At 45.4% G+C, this 22,486-nt stretch carries 18 protein-coding genes and 2 tRNA genes; 13 read left to right on the top strand and 7 right to left on the bottom strand.

Going from position 1 to position 22,486, the window contains the following annotated elements; translation table 11 throughout:
* Positions 1–79: 79 nt before the first annotated feature.
* Positions 80–1,084, bottom strand: a complete 1,005-nt coding sequence (gene yejK, locus AC6I7V_RS09105; RefSeq protein ID WP_255230304.1) for a nucleoid-associated protein YejK — start codon at positions 1,082–1,084, stop codon at positions 80–82.
* A gap of 84 nt (positions 1,085–1,168) precedes the next feature.
* Between yejK and AC6I7V_RS09110 the strand changes: the two genes are divergently transcribed.
* The 4 genes from AC6I7V_RS09110 (at position 1,169) to AC6I7V_RS09125 (ending at position 3,834) form a co-directional block, all read left to right on the top strand.
* The gene (locus AC6I7V_RS09110; RefSeq protein WP_032551972.1) at positions 1,169–1,396 is read left to right on the top strand and encodes a YejL family protein; all 228 of its coding nucleotides are present in this window, start codon (positions 1,169–1,171) and stop codon (positions 1,394–1,396) included.
* A gap of 28 nt (positions 1,397–1,424) precedes the next feature.
* Entirely contained in the window at positions 1,425–3,227 is a 1,803-nt protein-coding gene (locus AC6I7V_RS09115) for a DUF3413 domain-containing protein (protein ID WP_255230303.1), read from the top strand.
* Between the two features lie 148 nt (positions 3,228–3,375).
* Positions 3,376–3,466, top strand: a tRNA-Ser gene (locus AC6I7V_RS09120).
* 277 nt (positions 3,467–3,743) lie between these two features.
* Positions 3,744–3,834: transfer RNA gene (locus AC6I7V_RS09125), tRNA-Ser, on the top strand.
* 57 nt (positions 3,835–3,891) lie between these two features.
* On the opposite strand, the gene AC6I7V_RS09130 is transcribed toward AC6I7V_RS09125, so the two are convergent.
* Positions 3,892–4,812, bottom strand: coding sequence for a histone deacetylase family protein (locus tag AC6I7V_RS09130; protein ID WP_498010724.1), 921 nt, complete (start codon positions 4,810–4,812; stop codon positions 3,892–3,894).
* A gap of 390 nt (positions 4,813–5,202) precedes the next feature.
* Here AC6I7V_RS09130 and AC6I7V_RS09135 point away from each other — a divergent pair, with 390 nt between their 5' ends.
* A complete protein-coding gene (locus AC6I7V_RS09135; protein WP_498010725.1) occupies positions 5,203–6,195 on the top strand; it encodes a DUF3080 domain-containing protein in 993 nt (330 codons plus the stop codon).
* Here the strand turns inward: AC6I7V_RS09135 and AC6I7V_RS09140 are convergent.
* The 3 genes from AC6I7V_RS09140 to AC6I7V_RS09150 all read right to left on the bottom strand — a co-directional run bounded on the left by AC6I7V_RS09140 (position 6,192) and on the right by AC6I7V_RS09150 (position 11,131).
* Positions 6,192–8,147, bottom strand: a complete 1,956-nt coding sequence (locus AC6I7V_RS09140; protein WP_498010726.1) for a DNA topoisomerase III — start codon at positions 8,145–8,147, stop codon at positions 6,192–6,194. The two genes, AC6I7V_RS09135 and AC6I7V_RS09140, sit on opposite strands and share 4 nt — an antisense overlap.
* A gap of 93 nt (positions 8,148–8,240) precedes the next feature.
* Positions 8,241–8,789 (bottom strand): NAD(P)H nitroreductase, encoded by a 549-nt coding sequence (locus AC6I7V_RS09145; RefSeq protein WP_255230297.1) that lies wholly within the window; start codon positions 8,787–8,789, stop codon positions 8,241–8,243.
* Positions 8,790–9,121: 332 nt separating this feature from the next.
* Entirely contained in the window at positions 9,122–11,131 is a 2,010-nt protein-coding gene (locus AC6I7V_RS09150) for an FAD-dependent oxidoreductase (RefSeq protein WP_498010727.1), read from the bottom strand.
* Positions 11,132–11,410: 279 nt separating this feature from the next.
* Between AC6I7V_RS09150 and sppA the strand changes: the two genes are divergently transcribed.
* Both sppA and ansA read left to right on the top strand, forming a co-directional pair.
* Entirely contained in the window at positions 11,411–13,261 is a 1,851-nt protein-coding gene (sppA, locus tag AC6I7V_RS09155) for a signal peptide peptidase SppA (protein ID WP_498010728.1), read from the top strand.
* A gap of 117 nt (positions 13,262–13,378) precedes the next feature.
* Entirely contained in the window at positions 13,379–14,395 is a 1,017-nt protein-coding gene (gene ansA / locus AC6I7V_RS09160; RefSeq protein WP_255230294.1) for an asparaginase, read from the top strand.
* A gap of 126 nt (positions 14,396–14,521) precedes the next feature.
* On the opposite strand, the gene AC6I7V_RS09165 is transcribed toward ansA, so the two are convergent.
* Positions 14,522–14,803, bottom strand: a complete 282-nt coding sequence (locus AC6I7V_RS09165) for a YeaC family protein (protein ID WP_255230293.1) — start codon at positions 14,801–14,803, stop codon at positions 14,522–14,524.
* Positions 14,804–14,907: 104 nt separating this feature from the next.
* Here AC6I7V_RS09165 and AC6I7V_RS09170 point away from each other — a divergent pair, with 104 nt between their 5' ends.
* On the top strand, positions 14,908–15,720 hold the full coding sequence (locus AC6I7V_RS09170) for a DUF2989 domain-containing protein (protein ID WP_498010730.1): 813 nt from the start codon (positions 14,908–14,910) through the stop codon (positions 15,718–15,720).
* A gap of 127 nt (positions 15,721–15,847) precedes the next feature.
* A protein-coding gene (locus AC6I7V_RS09175; RefSeq protein ID WP_498010706.1) for an IS1182 family transposase occupies positions 15,848–17,283 on the top strand; the annotation gives its coding sequence in 2 pieces (ribosomal slippage) (positions 15,848–17,021 and positions 17,021–17,283; 1,437 coding nt in all).
* A 200-nt stretch (positions 17,284–17,483) separates the two neighbouring features.
* On the opposite strand, the gene msrB is transcribed toward AC6I7V_RS09175, so the two are convergent.
* Complete coding sequence (msrB, locus tag AC6I7V_RS09180) at positions 17,484–17,882, bottom strand: peptide-methionine (R)-S-oxide reductase MsrB (RefSeq protein ID WP_255230291.1); 399 nt, start codon at positions 17,880–17,882, stop codon at positions 17,484–17,486.
* A 358-nt stretch (positions 17,883–18,240) separates the two neighbouring features.
* Here msrB and gap point away from each other — a divergent pair, with 358 nt between their 5' ends.
* The 4 genes from gap to AC6I7V_RS09200 all read left to right on the top strand — a co-directional run bounded on the left by gap (position 18,241) and on the right by AC6I7V_RS09200 (position 22,375).
* Positions 18,241–19,236, top strand: a complete 996-nt coding sequence (gene gap, locus AC6I7V_RS09185; RefSeq protein WP_004740660.1) for a type I glyceraldehyde-3-phosphate dehydrogenase — start codon at positions 18,241–18,243, stop codon at positions 19,234–19,236.
* Between the two features lie 228 nt (positions 19,237–19,464).
* Positions 19,465–20,349, top strand: a complete 885-nt coding sequence (locus tag AC6I7V_RS09190; protein WP_498010731.1) for a D-hexose-6-phosphate mutarotase — start codon at positions 19,465–19,467, stop codon at positions 20,347–20,349.
* A 178-nt stretch (positions 20,350–20,527) separates the two neighbouring features.
* On the top strand, positions 20,528–21,343 hold the full coding sequence (rlmA, locus tag AC6I7V_RS09195) for a 23S rRNA (guanine(745)-N(1))-methyltransferase (RefSeq protein WP_498010732.1): 816 nt from the start codon (positions 20,528–20,530) through the stop codon (positions 21,341–21,343).
* Between the two features lie 75 nt (positions 21,344–21,418).
* Positions 21,419–22,375 carry a ChaN family lipoprotein gene (locus AC6I7V_RS09200; RefSeq protein WP_498010733.1) on the top strand — a complete coding sequence of 319 codons (957 nt, stop codon included), beginning with the start codon at positions 21,419–21,421 and terminating at the stop codon, positions 22,373–22,375.
* Positions 22,376–22,486 lie beyond the last annotated feature (111 nt).

Consider the following 22,486-nt stretch of genomic DNA (forward strand, 5'->3'; position numbering starts at 1 on the left):
ACAGGCATCGACAGGGGCAACAGAGCCCCAAAACAAGTGGAGTAGCAGCGTCCTGCTGCCACTCATGTTTAACTTAACTCTATGACTTATTTCTAGTCAACTGATCACGTAAGTTCGGTGGTGTACCTTTAATCGTCAGTGTATCTGTTTCCGGATCGTAAAAAATACGCTCTCCAAGCAGCAAACTGTCAAAGCTTACGTTCAAGCCACCACCTGCGCCAACAAACTTGGTCAGCTTGCGCATTGTCGCGCGGTCAGCAGGGAAACTCTCTTCAAGCTCATAGCCCTGTTCACTGGTGTAATCTAAAAAGCTAGTACCGTCTGTGCTTGGAGGAAGCTCTCCAGAAAGCTCACGTACCTGAACCTCATCACCCGCTTTTAGTTGTTCATTGCAGTAATCAGCTACCTGTTTTTTGTAGCTGATCGCTTCTTCTTTCTCTAATTTAGAGTCAGAAACGAAATCTTCTACTGCCTGCATCAGCACTTGGTTCTGTTGCTTGGCATCCAAACCAACTTCAGCTTGCAAAAAGTCGAGGAAGAAGTCTGCCACTTTACGGCCAACACGACCTTTAATGTAGGCAAGGTAGCGGTTCGACTCTTTATCCGTTTCATAAGTCGACAGATCAAGGCGAGCCGCAATGTCCATTTTTGAGATATCTAGGTAGTCTGTCGCGCTGATATCAAGGCCTTCGGTCACTTTGAGGCTCTGGTTTGATGGCAGTAGGCCGATGAATAGGTAATCTGTCGCAAGCGACTGATATTCTGCTAAAACCAGTGTACCTTCATCAGCAAATGGGTATTTTGAGAGCTCTTCTTTCAGACGTTGAGCACTTTTTTGTGAGAAATCGTAGAAATTTGTCTCGCCCTTACGAAGTTCATGTAACCACTGTTGAAATTCGCTGTCGGACTTAAATGAACCAAACCCTTTGCCAGGTTTAGAGTTGAAAACACGATGCAGTTCAGCCACTAAGCTTTCAGATGAAGCATCGTTGTCGAGAGACTCAGCACGGAAGTTAACAATCAGTTCATCCTGATCGTTCTTGCTCAGCTGGTGTAAAATTACGTTGGAAAGATGAAGGCTCATAATGAAAATATTATCGTTCAGGTTTCAGTTGTCGTGAATTGTAGGTTATCATAAGCCGCTTTTACTATCATTATTAGAGTCCTTATGCCGATTATATCTAAATACACAGATGAACAAGTTGAAAACATCCTAGCTGAAGTAGGTGCTGTACTGTCTAAGCACAAAGCTTCACCAGAACTTTCACTGATGATCGCCGGAAATATCGCAACCAATGTCTTAAATCAGAACGTTGCTGCTTCACAACGCAAAGGAATTGCTGAAAAATTTGCCGAGGCACTAATCTCTTCGCTTGACGAAAAGAAGTCTCACTAAGATAGACTGACGGATAAAAGAATAATAAATGGTAGACAGCGCAAACTCATATAGCGATCGTGTATCTCGACTGGTTGGTTGGGGTCATTGGTTTGCATTTTTCAACATCATTGCTGCGATGTTGATCGGTACTCGTTATATCACTCAATCAGCTTGGCCAGAAACTCTATTGGGACAGTTCTATCTCGCCGTTTCATGGGTTGGTCACTTCGGTTTTTTGGTGTTCGCGCTCTACCTATTGGTGCTGTTTCCCCTCACCTTTATATTGCCGTCAAGAAAGTTACTCCGACTTGTTGCCGTCTGCTTCGCAACAATCGGATTAACTGTTCTATTAATAGACACGCAAACCTATCAAAGCATTAACCTTCACCTGACACCTGTCGTTTGGGAGGTGCTATTTAGCGAAGAAGAGACTGCATTTAGCTCAGACTTACAGCACCTTTTCATCGTTATGCCGCTGATCTTCATGCTTCAACTTGCTCTCTCTGAGTGGGTATGGCGTAAACAGCGCAAACTGTCACACAAACATGTCGGCCGTCCTATCGCCGCTGTGTTTTTCTTAAGCTTTATCAGTAGCCATCTGACCTACATCTGGGCGGATGCATACTTCTATAACCCGATTACCAGTCAAAAGGCCAACTTTCCGCTCTCCTACCCTATGACAGCCAAGAGCTTCATGGAGAAACATGGACTTCTTGATCGTGAAGAGTACCTAGAGCGACGTGAAGCAAGTGCAGACAATGTCGATCTTGTTAGCTACCCACTGGAAAAAATTCAATACAACCGCCGCAGTGCTGACCTTAATATTCTGTTAGTCAGCGTCAACAACTTGCGTGCCGATGCCTTGAACAGCGAAGTGATGCCAAACAGCTTTGCATATGCCCAAGAAGGGATTAACTTCACCAATCATTACAGTTCAAGTAATGATATGTTCGGTATTTTTGGCTTGTTCTATGGGCTACCAAGCAGCTACTCAAGCAGTATTAAGTCACAAGGCTCTAACGCAGTCTTGCTCGATGTTCTAGAGCACCACAACTACAGCATTTCTGCCTTTAGTGGTGATCATTTCGAAGATGCGATGTTCTCAGAAATCATCTTCCGAGGTAGAAATGTCGAAGAGGGTAAAGCGACCCACGATGATCAAAGTGCCATCAATGCATGGGCGGAATGGGTGCAATCCCCTGAAGCTAACGCACCTTGGTTTAGCTTTATCGAACTGACGACACTCGACTATTTCACCAACTACGAGAGTGACAGCAATGAAACGCTGAGTGCTGTTGAGCGCTTCAGAGCAGACTATCAAAAGTCCGCAATGGCAGCCGACAATGAGCTACAAACGATTTACCAAACACTGGAAGAGTTATCACTGACTGAAAATACGGTTGTGATCATCACTTCCAACCACGGTACTGAGTTTAACGAGACGAAAACGAACAGTTGGGGTGCAAACTCAAACTACAGTCGTTATCAACTTCAAGTACCAATGTTTATGCACTGGCCAGGAAAATCAGCATCAGAGTATACTCACCGTTCTAGCCATTTAGACTTATCAGTGACTCTATTGCAGGATTTATTGGGCGTTTCGTCGAATCCAAACGATTTCAGTAGTGGTCGCAACCTATTTGACGAGAGAAAGCGTAAGTGGATTTTAGCTGGTGATTCTCGTGAACTTGCACTCATTACGACACAACAAACTACGGTTATCGACAAATTTGGTAACTACAAGCTTTACGACAAAGATTACAAGCGCCTAAAAGACGCTAGCCCTCGCTTGCCTGTGTTGATGCAAGGTTTGACTGAGCTACAACGTTTCTACACTAAGAACGATTAAAATACCGTCAAATATAGGTTGATCAATAAAAGGGAAGCGAGCGCTTCCTTTTTTATTATCATTAATGTTTATAAAACGAGCACTCAAACAAAATAATGAAAATTAAGGGTTTACAAGCCCAAGGATGCCTTATATTATTCACCGCACTGGAGAGATGGCTGAGTGGTCGAAAGCACCGGTCTTGAAAACCGGCAACCGTTAATAGCGGTTCTAGGGTTCAAATCCCTATCTCTCCACCACATTCTAGAAGCCGCTGAGAAATCAGCGGCTTTTTTCATTTCTGCGCTATGAAACTCTCTTATCTATGACTCACTACCCTCTTTCTACATTTAGAGACTCAGTGAGCTCGTGGAAAATAGTATTCACTCACCATTCACCACTCTTCAAGCCGACAAACTCATTTGGCCACGTTTTCAACAGTCAAACAAAAAAACAAGTATAAACGCTCATAAAGAAAGCAAACGCTCTTTGTAGGGGTTTACAACCGTCAGTGTGCTTTATATTATACGCGCCATCGGAGGGATGGCTGAGTGGTCGAAAGCACCGGTCTTGAAAACCGGCAACCGTTAATAGCGGTTCTAGGGTTCAAATCCCTATCCCTCCACCACATTTGAATAAGCCGCTGAGAAATCAGCGGCTTTTTTCGTTTCTTTTGCAAGAGAATCTAGCTCATAACCTTGTATGCGGCGTTCAGCAGCTGCATGTGAATCGGCACTAAGTCTTGGTGCTGTGAACGATATCCTCCCCCGACGACACAAGCGATCGGAATATCATGACTCTTTGCCATCTCTAACATCAAACAATCGCGTTGATAGATACCGTCAGTCGATACGTTCAGATATCCAAGCTCGTCATCTACATGAATATCAACACCCGCATCGTAGATAATCAAATCTGGCTGATAGTGCATCAAAGCCATTTGCGTCACTTGCTCGAAGCTTGCTAAAAACTCTGCGTCTTCTGTTTCGCGCGATAGAGGAACGTCAAAATCAGAGGATGGCTTGCGCGCTGGGAAGTTCTTATCGCAGTGAAAAGAGAGTGTCGCGATATCGGGCTCATTCTGACATAGAGTTGCAGTACCATCACCATGATGGACATCGCTGTCAACGATCAAAACTGTTTCGATATGTTCAAAGCTCAGCGCATGTTTCGCCGCTAAGACCAAATCGTTAAACAGACAAAAACCACTCCCAAAATCATGATGAGCATGATGATAACCACCGCTTAAATGAATGGCTATTCCGTGCTCAATCGCCATTTCCGCAGATAGAGATGTTCCACCAGCAGAACAGAGCGTTCGCTCGATAAGCTGCTCACTCCAAGGAAAACCTATACGACGCATTTTAGGAGCGGCTAACTGCCCCTTAGTGAGCAAATCAACATACTCTGCACTATGAACGTGTTTTACCTGCTCTATTGATACAGGTTGCGGTTCAAACAGCTCAAAGGCTTGATGCCAATTAGAAAATTCTGCTCGTTTGGCCTCGACAGCCTGGTAGAGAAGTCGATATTTATTAATTGGATAGCGATGTCCTTCAGGCAAAGGGAGCTGTGAATAGATTGGATGATAAATTAACGGGATCATAAAACGCTTCATTTTGATGGAGTCTCAAGATCATAACAGCCTCAGTCTTGGCGACAACCTCAATAAATGATACAACCACAACAAAATGATAATGGTTATCATTTGTTTTAATAGGGTGCTATTTTGAAAAACTTAATGTTATTAAGTGGAGTGATCTGTGGCTCTCTGGTCGCAGTAATGATATTCGCGACTATGTTGCTAACGAGTTGGTGGGTCGTTGATTTTCTACTGGGAAGCCATCAAACTTAATTTAACCTCTCTACAAGGACTTCTCATGAGCACCATCTTAATCACTAGCGCAAACCGCGGCATCGAACTCAGCCTAACGAAACAATATTTATACCCTTTACACGGCTTGTCGCTTGGTAAGCAGTTCTACTAGGAGCTAAGATGAGATTTCCTTCAACCCTCTATAAATCCGCTCTTTTAGGATCTTTGTGCCTGTTTCTCAGTGGGTGTTGGGATGAACAAGGCGATTTGTTTGACGAGTACCATAGTCGTGTCGCACGGGTTCAAGATAAAGACCGACTCTCAGAAGAGTGGGAATTTGAAGCTCTTCCAAGAAAACGCGAGCTGAACATCGACATTCAGCCGATTTCGATGGGGCTCTTGGATAGCTATCAACTCAGAGAGTGCGGGCTGTTCAACTTGATCGCAGAACGTAATTCTGTACTAGGTAAAGTCGCTGACCAGTTTCGTAACTTTGACTATCAAGTTGCATTTCTCGACGGGCTATCCGAGTGCTTGAATCATCAAGGTATCTCGTCTGACGTCCACCAGCAGCTTGTCAAAATTGAGCAACAAAAGCGTGACCAACTCGCACTGCACCAATGGAATCTTCTCTATGCCAGTGATGCAATGCAGTCACAACTGCGTGGGAGCCAGTGGCTTAGCGAAGATGTTGGCCTAAAAGTTCAACGAGTCAGTGACGCGTTGGGCTACTTAGACCAATTCTTCAATAAGAGACTCACTTTAGGGTCAGTAACCGAAGTGCAAGAGACATTAGAGAAACAAGTTGTACTTGGCGATCTTCACTACTCTTTGAGCGCCGCGACGTTCGAGCTCAATCAGATCACGCAACAACTCAAGGCATACGATCACAAAATCATATGTGGAAAGCAGCGAGATACAACCAAGTTTCGCCATCTCAATAACGTTTTCGAGCAGCAATTCATTGGGCTGGTTCAGCCCTACATGGCGCAGTTAGACGGTTACTACCAACAACTAAACCCGCATCTTTCATTGTTCGAGGCGCAACCACAGTTGCACTCTTACATTTTTCCGTTAGTAGAAACTCACCGAGCATTCAGAGCCGCCACCCGTGAGCACGTAGATTACTGGAAAGCTCTGTTTGAGCGCTGCGGCCGCAAAGTCGAACGCTAGCTCGATGATCGCTTCTTGGTAAACTTCTTACGCCCACTAGCCTTACGCTTTTTGTAGGCCGGTCTTTCGACTTTCGGCAGGTGGCGCAGTGATTCTGGTACTTCAGATGTTTTCACATGATGCATAAGCCCAGATATTTTGTTTTCAAGATCAGACATGAAAGGCTGATACGCTTGATTTCGTTCCGCCATCCCTTGCAGTTGGTGTTCCCAGTGTGCGGTCATATCAGGGAAAGTCGACTCTTCCGGCAGAGCATGAATCAAACCTCGACCAGCAGCGCTGCTATGAATGCTCTTACCCTGGCGCGTCAATAATTGTCTTTTGAATAGCGTATCAAGGATGCCTGCGCGAGTTGCTTCAGTGCCCAGTCCATCGGTCTCTTTTAAGATCGATTTCAGATCTTTGTTGGCAACGAAACGCGCAATACCTGTCATCGCCTGGAGAAGTGTTGCTTCTGTGAAGTGTTTGGGTGGCTCTGTTTTCTTGTCCCCAATCACGCCCTCTCGACAGGTCAATACGGTTCCTTCAGGCAACGGAGGTACGGTATCCGCAGTGTCACTCTTATCAGCCGAATCTGTTTTACCCATCAGTGCTTTCCAGCCAGGGGTCACCAGCTGTCGACCTTTCGCGATAAATACGCCTCCGGCGATATCAAACACCAGCTTAGCCTCTGCATAAACGGCGTGTGGGTAAAACTGCATTAGATATTGACGAGCAATCTGTTGGTAGATCTTCATCTCATTACCAGAAAGGCCATTCACTGAAGATTTTTTCGGCGTTGGAATAATCGCATGGTGCGCATCAACCTTGCTGTCATTCCACGCTTTAGACCGCAGTGACAAATCAGCCCCCTGAGCACCTTGCTCAAGCTCTTTAGCGTTATTGGCGATTGCATCGACGACTGACTGCCTTTGTGAGTAGTGATCTTTTGGCAAATAGCGGCTATCCGAGCGCGGGTACGTGATCAGCTTATGTTTCTCATACAGAGACTGACAGGTATCCAACACTTGTTGCGCACTCATGCCAAAACGTTTCGCAGCGTCAATCTGCAGTGCAGAGAGCGAATATGGAAGCGGGGCGGCTTGTTTGGTCTGTTTCTGCTCAGACTCCACCACTTTAGCGGGTTGATTCTGAATGCGACTGGCGACGTTCTCCACCAGTTTGCGATTGAGTACGCGCCCCTCTTCATCCTGCCAAGGTTTGCACGCTTCGCTCGGCTTCCAGCGAGCACGAATATCGAAGCTATCGCCGCCATTTTGATAAGGAATCAAGGCGTGTAGCGTGAAATAGTCTTTAGGGACGAAGTTTTCAATCTCTTCATCGCGTCTTACCACCAATCCAAGTACCGGTGTCTGCACTCGCCCTACCGATAACACACCTTGGTATCCCGCTTTTTGTCCAAGTAACGTATAGGCACGAGTCATGTTCATGCCATATAGCCAGTCTGCTCGTGAACGTGCCAAAGCAGACACAGATAGAGGGATAAACTCTTTATTACTGCGCATCTGCCCTAACGCACGTTTGACAGCTGGCAAATTTAAGTCACTGATTAACAATCGCTGAATCGACTCTTTACGAGTTTTTGAAACTTTACAGTAGTCGATCACCTCATCGACTAGCAGCTGCCCTTCTCTATCAGGGTCTCCTGCGTGAACAATCTGTTTGGCATCTTTAAGTAGCTTGCGGATGACAGTTAACTGCTTGCTGGCGCTCTTTCTTGGTCTAAGTTGCCACTGTTCAGGCACGATCGGTAGGTCGACTAAGCTCCATTTCTTATATCGCTCTTCATAAGCATCAGGCTCAACTTGCTCCAAGAGGTGGCCTATACACCATGTCACTACATCGCCATTTCCACATTGAATGAAACCCTCACCTTTTTTTTGTGGGTTAGGCAAAGCAGCGGCGATAGCACGACCTAAGCTAGGTTTTTCAGCAATGATTAAGCGAGACATGATTTTCCAGAGATGACAAACAATTAGAGCCACATTATCTAATGTGGCTCTAATAAATCAAGATAAACTGTTTTTTTATACAGTAAAGAGTAGTTATAGATACTCAATAAATTGAGATAGGTTACGCTCTGGCACTTTCATTGGCGTGCAGCCTGGCGTGCCTAGATACAAGAAGCCAACAATTTCGTCTTCTCCTTCGAGGCCAAACGCCTGATGTACCTCAGGGTGGAACATCCATTTACCTGAGCGCCAGAAACCTTGAAAACCCTGCGCAACCGCAGCCATTTGCATCGCTTGAACAGCACAACCTGCAGAGAGATGCTGCTCTAATGCCGGTACTTTTTCGTGCTCAGTCACTTTTGCGATAACGGTAATCACCATAGGTGCACGAAAAGGGGCTTTTTTCACTTTTTCTATCACAGCTTCTTCGCTGTTATCGGCTTCTGCAGCTCGTACTAAAATATCAGAGAGCTTCTTCAGTCCTGATCCTTGAGCGATCACAAAGCGCCACGGGGTTAAAGCAGCATGGTCCGGTGCACGCAATCCCGCTTTAATGATGTTTTCTAGAGCAACACCTTCCGGGGCTGGCTCAGATAGCTTGGCGATAGAGCGTCTATTGAGCAACAGTTCCAAAGCATCCATTTGAAGTCCTTACTATTTTCTTATTTGTATCTTTGAACTGTAGCATAGATTACAAACGATAATAAGTCGCAACATCTGTAATAGAAAAGCCCTTAGAAGAACGCTCTAAGGGCTTTAAAAATTATTTAAGCGAGCCGACGAGTGCAACTTTGATGTTATACCAATCACAGTAAGTAAGTGATCAAAAATAGCGCCGGAAAAAGGCTTGAGAACAAGGCAGCTTTTCTGCAACAGAGAGTTTCGGTAAGTAGTTATTCTACAATCAAAAATTCTAACGCAGTTATCGAGCGTTTTAACAAGCTAGGGTGAGCAATTATTTGCTACGATTGGTATTAAAGCTTAGTTGCGAGCTCAACACCTTGACGAATCGCTCGAACCGCATCCAATTCACCGGCGTAATCCGCACCACCAATCACATGTAATTTGTTGCCTAACTCTTGCCACATGTCTTCAAATGGTCGCACAGACACTTGACCCGCACAGATCACGACGGAATCTGCATCCAGTACTTTCGGCTCTTTGTTGACGGTAATATGCAGACCTTGGTCATCAATTTTTTCGTAGCTTACGCCGCCCAATAGATTCACACCACGCTTCTCAAGGGTGCGCTTATGAATCCAACCGGTTGTCTTACCCGGACCTTTACCCACACGGCCTGCTTTACGCTGCATAACCCAAACAGTTTTCTCACTCATTGCATCTGGGTATGGGAATAAGCCCCCTGGGTGTTCCATGTTTTTATCAATGCCCCATTCATGTAGCCAATCATCTAAACTGTGTGAAGCGGGTTCAGTGAGCATGGTCGCGACATCGACACCAATCCCACCAGCCCCAACGATCGCAACCTTTTCGCCTACCGGTGTCTTGTCACGAATCAAGGTCTGATAGTCGACGACATTCTCTTGATCAATACCCTCAAGGTTCAGTTTTCTCGGCTCTACACCTGCCGCCATGACAACTTCATCGTACTTAAGCAGCATTTCGAACGTCGCTTCGGTGTCGAGTTTAAGGTTCACACCAGATGCGTCAACTTGGTTGGCAAAGTAACGAATCGTCTCTCTAAACTCCTCTTTGCCCGGGATCTGCATCGCCAATCTGAACTGACCACCAATTCGGTCATTCTTCTCAATCAAATCAACTTTATGACCGCGCTGAGCCAGTGTCGTTGCACACGCCAAACCTGCAGGGCCGGCTCCTACTACGGCGATAGTTTTACTCGCTTCAGCCGGTTGAACGACAAGCTCTGTCTCGTAACAGGCTCTCGGGTTGACCAGACAACTTGCTCGTTTACCCTTAAACACATTGTCCAAACACGCTTGGTTACAACCGATACAGGTATTAATGAACTGCGCTTGGTCTTGAGCAGCTTTATTGACAAAGTCTGGATCGGCTAAGAATGGTCGCGCCATCGACACCATATCCGCTTGTCCAGAACTCAAAATACGCTCTGCTTCTTCAGGCGTGTTGATGCGGTTACAAGTCACAACAGGGATAGAGACATAAGGTTTTACTTTTTCTGTTACCCAAGAGAACGCGCCGCGTGGTACTTGAGTTGCGATGGTTGGTACACGCGCTTCGTGCCAGCCGATCCCTGTGTTAATGATGGTGACGCCCGCCTCTTCAAGTTTTTGAGCCAATAGCACAACATCTTCGAAGGTACTGCCCTGCTCGACCAGATCCAGCATTGATAGGCGGAAGATAATGATGAATTCTTTGCCAACAGTTTCACGAATCGATTTCACAATCTCAAGCGGGAAACGCATGCGTTTTTCGTACGATCCCCCCCATTCGTCGTAACGCATGTTGGTGCGCTTACAGATAAATTGGTTAATCAAGTAGCCTTCAGATCCCATGATTTCAATGCCATCGTAGCCTGCTACTTGCGCAAGCTCCGCGCTATTAGCAAAGGCATTAATCGTCTTCTTGATTTGACGAGGGCTCATTTCGCTCGGTGCGAACTTAGAGATAGGCGCCTTGATTCCTGAAGCACTTTGCGCGAATGGGTGCATCGCGTAACGACCCGCATGCAGAAGTTGCAGAGCAATCTTACCGCCGTGTTTGTGTACGGCTTGCGTGACGACTTGGTGTGCCTTCGCATGTTTTACTTTGCTGAATTCAGCACTGAAGGGATGCAGTCTGCCACGCAAATTTGGAGAAAAGCCGCCCGTGACGATAAGACCGACGCCGCCTCGCGCTCGTTCTTCATAAAACGCAGCCAACTTGTGCAGCCCTTCTTTATTTTCTTCAAGGCCTGTATGCATTGATCCCATCAATACACGATTTCGTAACTGAGTAAATCCAAGATCTAGAGGTTCTAATAAATGTGGGTACATGGCAGACATCACTTCTGTTATTTATCCTTGTGGTCTGACCACAGTATAGTGCACAAACCAAAATTTCAAACAACCGTTTACATTTTTGTAACACCGATCATAGTGCAGAGTGTATTAATCACTCAACGGTCCCTAATATGACTACACTTAATGAGAATATGTATCGATTAACAAATAGTTCATCTAGTTTGGAACTTTGAATTAACGTAGGATACTAACCAGTTAATATTATTGAGATAAATAGTCCTACTGCTTATTTAAGTGTGGTGTTCTCGCCGTGGAGAAATAATGAAAAAAATAGCCAAATTTATCGGTATGATCTTTAAAGGGGTATGGAAACTGATCACCTTTGTACGTGTTGCAGTGATCAATCTGTTCTTTTTATTGAGTATCGCCCTCATCTACTTTGTGTATTTCCAGACGGACAACACACAGCCTACGGTTCCACAACAATCGGCACTAGTGCTTAACCTATCTGGTCCGATTGTCGAACAGAGCCGTTACATCAATCCAATGGACTCAGTGACTGGCTCTTTGCTGGGTAAAGATTTGCCAAAAGAGAACGTGCTTTTTGATATCGTTGATACCATTCGTTATGCAAAAGATGACGAGAACATTACCGGAATCGTATTAGCACTGGGTGAGTTACCGGAAACCAATCTCACTAAGCTTCGCTACATTGCAAAAGCGCTGAATGAGTTTAAAGCGACTGGCAAGCCCATCTACGCCATTGGCGATTTCTACAATCAAAGTCAATACTACCTAGCAAGCTACGCCAATAAGATCTTCATGTCACCGGACGGTGGCGTGTTACTGAAAGGCTATAGCGCGTACTCGCTGTACTACAAAACACTATTAGAAAAACTCGATGTGAACACACATGTCTTCCGAGTAGGCACTTATAAATCGGCAATTGAGCCGTTTATACGTGACGATATGTCCAAAGAAGCAAAACAGTCAGCGTCTCGTTGGTTGGGGCAACTTTGGGGAGCTTATGTCGATGATGTTTCAAATAATCGCCAGATTGAGTCTGCAACTCTAAATCCGAGCATGGAAACTTTCTTGTCCGAGCTTGAGTCTGTAGACGGTGACATCGCTCAGCTTGCGAAAAAACTCGGTTTAGTTGACCAATTATCGACTCGTCAAGAGGTTCGCTTGGAACTAGCCGACACCTTCGGTAGCGATGGCAAAGACAGCTACAATGCGCTGAGCTACTATGATTACCGAGCAACCATGCAACCAGATTTACCAACCTCAACGGATGACATTGCTGTTGTTATCGCAAGCGGCGCGATCATGGATGGTAAGCAACCTCGTGGTACAGTCGGTGGGGACACCACTGCCGCACTACTTCGCCAAGCTCGTAACGATGACCAAGTTAAAGCGGTTGTTCTGCGTGTGGATAGCCCAGGTGGCAGTGCGTTCGCTTCTGAAGTGATTCGCAATGAAATTGTTGCTTTGAAAGAAGTAGGCAAGCCTGTAGTAGTGTCGATGTCTAGCCTAGCAGCCTCTGGCGGTTACTGGATCTCGATGAGTGCCGACAAAATCATGGCACAACCCACAACTCTCACGGGTTCTATCGGAATTTTCAGCGTGATCACGACCTTTGAAAAAGGCTTGAATGACATGGGTGTTTACACCGATGGTGTCGGTACTACCCCCTTCTCTGGTCTAGGCATAACCACCGGGCTAACGGAGGGTGCCAAAGATGCGTTTCAAATGGGCATCGAACACGGTTATCAACGCTTTATAGGCTTGGTTGGCTCAAACCGTGGCATAGATATAGAGAGCGTAGATAAGGTTGCTCAAGGTCGAGTGTGGACCGGCCAAGATGCTCTACAGTACGGTTTGATCGATGAAATCGGTGATTTCGACGACGCTATCGCCGCCGCTGCAACACTTGCAGAACTTGAAGAGTACAGCGTTTACTGGGTTGAAGAGCCGCTTTCAGCAACTGAGCAGTTTATTCAGGAGTTCATGAACCAAGTTCAGATCTCTTTAGGACTTGATATTCAGAGTCTTATCCCAAGTGGTTTAAAGCCAGTTACTCAACAATTGGCGCAAGATAGCCAACTTTTAAGTCACTTTAATGATCCTCAAGGCCGCTATGCATTCTGCTTGAATTGCCAAGTACAGTAAGCGTCTCTTCTTGCTTTTCTGTAAAGAGGCACCTCTGTGTGGGGTGCCTCTTTTTATTGCCAGATTATCCGCTATAATCGCGTCCCTGTTCCCTACAAACAAAAAGTAACAATCGCTATGGAAAGAAAACATATCTATATTGCGTACACTGGTGGCACCATCGGTATGCAGAAATCGCATGACCACGGCTATGTACCAGTGGCGGGTTTTATGGACAAGCAGCTAGCGAGCATGCCTGAATTCCACCGCCCAGAGATGCCTGAGTATACGATTCATGAATACTCTCCTCTGATGGATTCTTCAGACATGACGCCGCTAGATTGGCAGACCATTGCTGATGATATCCGCGCGAACTACGATAAGTACGACGGCTTTGTTATTTTGCACGGCACCGACACCATGGCTTATACGGCGTCGGCACTCTCTTTCATGTTAGAGAACCTTGGCAAGCCCGTGATTGTCACAGGCTCGCAGATTCCTCTTGCCGAGCTACGCTCAGATGGTCAAGCAAACCTACTGAACGCACTGCACATTGCGGCTAACTATCCGATCAATGAAGTGACACTGTTCTTCAATAACAAATTGATGCGTGGTAACCGCAGTACCAAGTCGCACGCTGATGGTTTCAACGCATTTACTTCACCAAACCTGAATCCACTGCTTGAAGCGGGCATCAATATCCAACTCAGCAACAATGTCGTGGTTGATCAGAAGCCTGAAGGCGAATTCAAGGTACACAACATTACACCTCAACCAATTGGTGTGATTACTATGTACCCAGGAATTTCTCACGAAGTGATTCGAAATACCCTGCTTCAACCAGTAAATGCGATGATCTTGCTGACATTTGGTGTCGGTAATGCGCCACAAAACCCAGAGCTGCTGCAACATCTTAAAGATGCCTCTGAACGTGGTGTCATTGTCGTTAACCTGACTCAATGTCTTGCAGGTAAAGTGAACATGGGTGGTTACGCAACTGGCTGCGCCCTTGCAGATGCCGGTGTAGTGAGTGGTTACGACATGACTCCTGAAGCAGCGTTAGCGAAACTGCACTTTTTACTCAGCCAAGACCTAAGCTACGAGCAAGTAAAAGAAAAAATGCAGCAAATTCTGCGTGGTGAAATGAGTCTGTAACCGAAGATGTCTTTGGGTAGATAACACGCTGAAAGTCAAAATGAGGACAACAAAAAGGGGCGGCTCAATACCACCCCTTTTTTTTACTTTAGATCTTGAACTATGTGATATTGTCACAACAATGGCTTAGTGATTAGGATTTACCCTAACAATATCTTCTTGATCTGAAGTAAATTGTTTCTTAAGTTCCGCTTTCGACTTAAAGCTAATGTCACCACCAGCAGCAACTGTCATATGCTGGGCGTCAACATTATGCTTTGACTGGTAAAGCATAACAGCTTGCATACAAGAATCACGCTGCTCTTGCGTTAATGCCGTACCCTCGGGCCACTTCCCCGTCTCTACTGCATACGTTAGGCGCTCATAGACCTCTGGGGTCATTGCGTTAAGAAGTTGTTCTGCATCCATGATAAAGCCTTAGTATTAACAATTTTCACCAGAAAATAACCTGTCGTGAAATGGAGTCAAGCGGAGCACTGAAAATAAGTGTATTCGATCACAAGTGAAGGTATATGAGAATTTTTAAATGGCTACTCGCCACTGCCCCTCTGGCCCTAACGGGGTGCTTCGAGGGAAACAAAAATACAGAGCAGCTATGTGAAGCTCACTCAGAGTTGCGTTGCGTTGACCTGAATATGAACGACGGCCAATGCAGAGTGGCACGTACCGACCTCATCTGGCACCGCTTCGAAATATTGAAACAACCTACCGAGCACAATAAGATCACAGAGTATGGTCTGGTTGCCGAGTACAAGAAGTGTCTTGAACTGGCTTCTCAAATTGAAACCATAGATCAAACCTTACTCAAGCAGCGACGCTTCTCAGCACTGATGCACAGCATCGAAGAAGAAGAGCGAATCCTTGGGGAGCTTTTGGGCTCCAATGAACCTGAAACTCTCTACTTCCTATGGTCACAAACTGGCAATATCAACGCACGTCGTAGCTTCCTGCAGTTGGAAGGCAGCGACGCACTCAACACAGCGGAAATGCAATACGCATTAGCAACCTTCTACACTACACGTGATCACAAGAAAACCATCAAACTACTCAATAACGCACTCACACTCTCAAACGGTGCAACCGTCAATACCGAAATATTTAAATCCCTAGCGAGTATCAATCACAGCCTAGGTAATATGGAAAAAGCGTATCTATGGGCGATGGTTGCCAAACAATTCGATGTTCCAATTGCCTCGGAGCCAGAGTTGAGAGTCCTGTATCCCTTCTCAAATGATGTTTACAACAAGCTACAAGATGATGCTGACTATATCGTAGAGGCCATTGAAGATGGACGATACCAAGCGTCACTCGTCTCTCACCGATAGCGATACTTTTAAAATAGCCAAACAAAAACAGCTACCCTTTTCGGTAGCTGTCAGACTGCTGACAAAGGTCTAGCTTTCAAGCTAGACCTTTGATCTAATAGGGGTATCGAAATATGGATATCTCACTATGCTTCAAGAGCCTTCACCTCAACAATATGAACTCGAAATGGTCACCATGGAACAGCTCGTTCCTCAGAACCATTTAGTTCGTAAGATAGATAAAGCCATCGACTTCGAGTTTATCCGTAATGAAGTCGCTCACCTCTACTGTAAAGACAACGGTCGCCCACCTGTTGACCCTGTACGCCTGTTTAAAATCATCCTGCTTGGTTACCTCTTCGGAATAAAAAGCGAGCGACAACTCGTGAAAGAGATTGAAGTCAATGTCGCTTATCGATGGTTCCTGCGTATGTCACTGACAGAGAAAGTTATCCATGCATCGACACTCAGCCAAAACCGTATTCGCCGCTTTAATGGTACCGATGTGTTTGAGCGTATCTTTATCAATATCGTAGAGCAGGCAATGGCGAAAGGTTTGGTCGCAGGCCAAGAACTATTTACTGACAGCACGCACCTAAAAGCCAATGCCAACAAAAATAAGCACACGAACAAAGTGACTAAGGTTCGCGCCAGTGCTTATCTTGATATGCTCGATGAAGATGTCGCGCTAGACCGAGAGAAAGAGGGTAAGAAACCTCTAAAGTCACGTACCGCTGAGCCTAAAACTAAGAACACCAAAACGAGTACTACCGACCCGGAAAGTGGCTTCATGACTCGAGATAATAAGCCCCAAGGCTTCTTCTATCTCGACCACCGTACAGTGGATGGACAGCATGGCATTATCTTAGATACCCATGTCACAGCAGGTAATATCAATGACTCTCAACCTTATGTGAAGCGTCTGGACTATACCCTAGAGCAATTTAACCTTAATCCAATCGCCGTTGGACTCGACGCGGGCTACTTCACTGCGCCAGTCGCTGAGTCATTAGAGCGTCGAAATATCTTGGGCGTGTTCGGTTATCGCAGACCATCGAGAACAAAGAATGCGTTCAAGAAAAAGCACTTCATCTACAATGAAGAGCGAGACAGTTACCGCTGCCCTAACGGTCAAGAGCTCATCTATAAAACAACGTCTAGAGATGCGTATCGTGAGTATCACTCCGACCCGAAAGAGTGTGCGTTCTGTCCAATGAGAGATGACTGTACGCAAAGTAAAAATATGAAGAAAGTCATTACAAGACACATCTATACGGACGCGATGGATAGAGCCAACCAAATGCGGCTCTCACCTTATGGAAAAAGACGTATAGGCGAAGAAGTGAGACGGTAGAGCGGAGCTTCGCCGACGCTAAGCAGCACCATGGTCACCGTTATGCCCGCTTCCGCGGGCTCTCGAAAGTGCAAATGCAATGTTGGTTGGCAGCTGCCGCTCAAAACATCAAGAAGATAGCCTTGGTGGTGAGCTATTTACAAAAAATAGGGCTAAATATGTCCCAAATACGTCAAATTATGGCGTCTAGATGCCAATTTAAGTGTTGGGCTCTTCCAAACTTCGCATAATAAAAAAATATCGCGATCGCGGCCTACGGCCGCTCGAAAAAGAGAACCCCACTTCAAAAAGTGGGGTTCGTCAGCAATCTGACAGCTACCCTTTTCGGTAGCTGTTTTTTTTTATTCCTTTAAGAGAGGCAACTCGCAATTCGTTACTTTACTTTGTCGCGGCATCACTACATATGAAAGCTTTTGACAATAGATGTCGATTATTCTGTAGTTTTGTCATTTTTGTTGAAAATTAACGACACAGAATTTACACAAAAACGTTCTCCAGTGGTTTTAGGACCATCCGGAAAAACGTGACCTAGGTGGCTATCACAAGCCGCACAACGAATCTCAATACGTTTCATTCCGTGACTTAGATCTTCTAAATAACGGATTGCCTTATCATTAATAGGGGCATCGAAACTTGGCCAACCACAGCCAGAATCATATTTGTTTTCAGACACAAACAGTGGGGCTTCACAACAAGTACAACTGTAAACCCCAGTATCATGATTGTGTAACAGCTTACCGGTAAAAGGAGGCTCTGTTCCACGTAGACGACACACCTGGTACTCTTCATCAGTTAGGTGTTCACGCCAGTATTCATCGGGCTTCGTCATATTTTCTCCCCCTTCATTCACGTTAATATCTCTCCACATTCTCTTTTATTATATTTACTTTTTTCCATAAATACTTGCATCTAGCAGGATTTGTAGCACATACTTTCTCACCGAGATACATTGTACATATACACTCATAAGTGAATCGTCATTTAGAGGTATTTTACCCAACTGGAAGGGTACAGAACCACTAGCAATGGTCAAATTTCAACCACTTACACCCAATTGTTAAGAAAAGCGTCGCTTTTTTTTGACATTAAACAAGTTAAGTCGGATTATCTATTGCAGATTTAGACTGGATTCTGTAATTTTACTACCAGTTATCTTTAATCAGAAATTAAGTTGTGGAGCAACTACAATGACTATCAAAGTAGGTATTAACGGTTTTGGCCGTATCGGTCGTTTCGTATTTCGTGCATCTGTTGAGCGCGCTGACATCGAAGTAGTAGGTATTAACGACCTTATCGACGTAGAGTACATGGCATACATGCTTAAGTACGATTCAACTCACGGTCGTTTCAACGGTACTGTTGAAGTAAAAGACGGTAACCTAATCGTTAACGGTAAAACAGTTCGCGTAACTGCTGAGCGTAACCCAACTGACCTTAAGTGGGACGAAATCGGTGTTGACGTTGTAGCTGAAGCAACTGGTATCTTCCTAACTGACGAAACTGCTCGTCAGCACATCACAGCTGGTGCGAAGAAAGTTGTTCTAACTGGTCCTTCTAAAGACGCAACTCCAATGTTCGTTATGGGCGTTAACCAAGACACTTACGCTGGTCAAGACATCGTTTCTAACGCTTCTTGTACTACTAACTGTCTTGCTCCAATCGCTAAAGTTCTTAACGACAAGTGGGGCATCGAGTCTGGTCTAATGACTACAGTTCACGCTACTACAGCAACTCAAAAAACTGTAGATGGTCCTTCTGCTAAAGACTGGCGCGGTGGCCGTGGTGCTTCTCAAAACATCATCCCATCTTCAACTGGTGCTGCTAAAGCTGTAGGCGTTGTTCTTCCAGAACTAAACGGCCTTCTAACTGGTATGGCTTTCCGTGTACCAACTGCTAACGTTTCTGTAGTTGACCTAACTGTTAACCTAAAAGAAGCTGCATCTTACGAAGCAATCTGTGCTGCAATGAAAGAAGCTTCTGAAGGCGAAATGGCTGGCGTTCTAGGTTACACTGAAGACCAAGTTGTTTCTCAAGACTTCATCGGCGAAGTTAACACTTCAGTATTCGACGCTAAAGCTGGTGTTGCTCTAACTGACAAATTCGTTAAAGTTGTATCTTGGTACGACAACGAAATCGGTTACTCAAACAAAGTTCTAGACCTAATCGCTCACATCTCTAAGTAATTATTACTTAGATAGCGTTTAGCTAGACTGTCTTTGAGAAAAGACTGAAAAGAAAAGGCGGCTCTAGAGTCGCCTTTTTTGTACCCGCGATTTATCAAACGCCGCAGCCCCGATAAAATGAGAGGTAACAAGCGGCACGAGATTCAATTCAAATACGTGAGCTCCCCAACCCTCTGTTTCATGCTCATCTCGAATTTGAATTCAATTTCCCTTAAGAAGGACAATGTAATGGATTTATCAACTCTCCCTGCTTTAGCCGTGCTTTCAGACAACGTAACAATTGTTGAATATCAAGACGTAAAACTTGTGCGCGTTATTCACGAGAAAGCGAACGCTGCGATCTCTCTGTTTGGTGGGCATGTTGTTTCTTATCAACCACAAGGGCAACAAGATCTCATTTGGATGAGTCAACAGGCGAAGTTTGATGGTAAAACGGCTCTGCGTGGCGGCATTCCAGTATGTTGGCCTTGGTTTGGTCGTATTGCCGCACCTGCACACGGTTTCGCTCGCAACAGTGAATGGCAGATCATTGAGCACCGAGAAAGCGAAGTAGGTGTTATCGTAAGCCTAGGCTTGAGCACTAATGACGACACGCTTGCCGTATGGCCACACCGCTTTGATGCGCGCCTTAACGTCGAGATCGGTGATGAGTTGAAGGTAACACTAGAGGTGACAAACACTGATTCTCAGCCTTGGAAGTGCTCTGGTGCGCTACATACATACCTTAACATTGGCGATATTCACCAAGCTAAAACAACCGGGATGGGCTCTGAGTACATTGATAGCCTACAAGATAGCAAAGTATGCCAAGGTGGTGATGAGCTTGTACTCACTGATACTATTGACCGTGTTTACACGCAGCCAGAAGCCGTTATTTCAGTCGCTGATGCGAAACTTGCGCGCACACTGACTGTTGAAAACCAAGGCCATAACTCTGCGGTATTATGGAACCCGTGGGCAGAAGGCGCTGCAGCTATGGGCGACATGCAAGACGACGGCTATCTAACCATGCTATGTGTTGAGTCGGCCCTACATGCTCCGAGCATCGAACAAGGCAAAGAGCTTCAGCCCGGTGAGAGCCACCAATTGATGACAATTATCGCAGCAAAATAATTCCCCTATAGGGCTTACTGGCTATCTCTCTGTTATACACAGCTCACGAGCTAAAATAGTAGCTCGACTTATTCCATAAGCCCTATCAAGAGCCGTACTGCACGGCTCTTTTTATTTCGCCTAATGCGACATTTTTGATAAACTCGCTGCCCACTTTACTAGCCGCACAGAGAGCGTCATGAACTACCAGTGCCCTTTATGTCACCAATCTCTCACTCAAGTTGATCGAACTTTCAAGTGTGAGAACAACCACCTATTTGATCTTGCCAAAGAGGGTTACGTCAACTTGATGCCAGCCCACCACAAGCGCTCAAAAGATCCAGGTGACAATAAAGAGATGATGCAAGCTCGTCGCCGATTCTTAGAAGGTGACCACTACAACCCAATGCGCCAAGCTGTGGTTGCTCTGTGTGAAAATGTATTACCAGTGGAAAAGCCGAATCTATTGGATATTGGCTGTGGTGAAGGCTACTACACCAATGAAATCGCTCTTAAACTCGCGCAGCGTGAACCAAGCATTTACGGCTTAGACATCTCTAAGGTTGCTATCCGTTATGCCGCTAAGCGCTACCCAGCGGTTAACTTTTCAGTGGCATCGAGCCATAGACTACCTTTCGCTAACAACTGCTTAGACGCCGTTCTACGCATCTATGCGCCTTGCAAGGCAGAAGAGTTACAACGAACATTGAAAGAGCAAGGTGTGGTAATTACAGTGACGCCTGCTGGCCGCCACCTGTATCAACTGCGTGATGCGATCTATGATGGAGTACGACTGCATGACGAAACACCAGAAATCATCGAAGGATTTACCCTAGAGAGCCAACAGCACCTAAACTACATGATGGAGCTTTCAGGTTCGGATGCCTTTGACCTGCTTCAAATGACCCCGTTCGCTTGGAAGGCAACAGAATCATTTAAGCAAGAGTTGATGCGAAGTGATAGCTACCTGTGCGAGGCCGATTTCATGCTAAGAGTTTATCGTAAACAGAGCTAGTTGATATTAATTATCGTTTGCATTGAATTCTCTGTGAGCCTCATTTAGTATGCTTACTCTTCAAGGAGTTATTCAATGCAACGTATTTTTATTATTGGCCTAACCGCCCTTCTCACTGCTTGTGCAAATCAGCCTTCCGAGCAGGCTCAAGGCGACAACAAAGCCGTTTTATCCCCAGTGACTACCTATTACGACTACCAATTCGCTTCTGCAGAAGGGGAGCCGATTTCACTTAACCAACTCCCGAGTGCATTGATTGATGCCGATGTAGTTCTCATTGGTGAATGGCATACACACTCTGCTGTACATAGATTCCAGACCGACTTTCTTAAGGCACGTTTAGCTGACAGCAAAGACGTTGCCCTATCCATGGAACAGTTCACACGACAGCACCAAAATGTTATCGACGACTATCTTGCGGGAGAGATCGGTGAACAAGTTCTCATGTCAGACGCCGCGGCATGGCCAAATTATCAAAGTGACTACCGCCCATTGGTGGAACTTGCGAAGTCGCAAGGTATCGATATCATCGCCGCCAATGCTCCAAAGCCAGTTGTTCAGTGTATCGGACGTAACGGAATTGATTACCTAGAAAAATTGACTCCTGAAGAACGCCAATGGATAGCTGACGACGTCAATACTAGTGACAGCCCTTATAAAGAAAAATTCATGGCTTCTATGCACCACGGCACACCTGAACAAACCGAAAAGCAATTTGCCGCTCAAGTGACCTGGGATGAAACCATGGCAGATTCGATTGTAAAATACCTAAATGAAAATCCATATAAACAAGTCATTCACGTCGCGGGCAAATTTCATACAGAACAAGGCTTAGGTACTGCCGCCTCTATTTTACGTCGCAATGCCGATCTGAATGTGGTGGTCATCACTCCGGTCGAATCATTGAGTGATGCTAGCGAAGACTACCAACTGCAAGTTTTGTCTCCACCAACGCGCTACGTTAAACAAGAAAATCGTATGAAAGCGTACAAGAAACTTTCTCATCGAGGCAAAGGCTTAGAGTGCAAATAGCCCACGAATAACACGGCCACGTAGTTCAACCTAACTGAGTATCGGCACAACTATTGCTTATTAATTGGGCAAGCCTAGATAGAGTAGTAAAACATCACCTCGGTGATTAAT

Source organism: Vibrio sp. KUL70 (genome assembly GCF_059725515.1).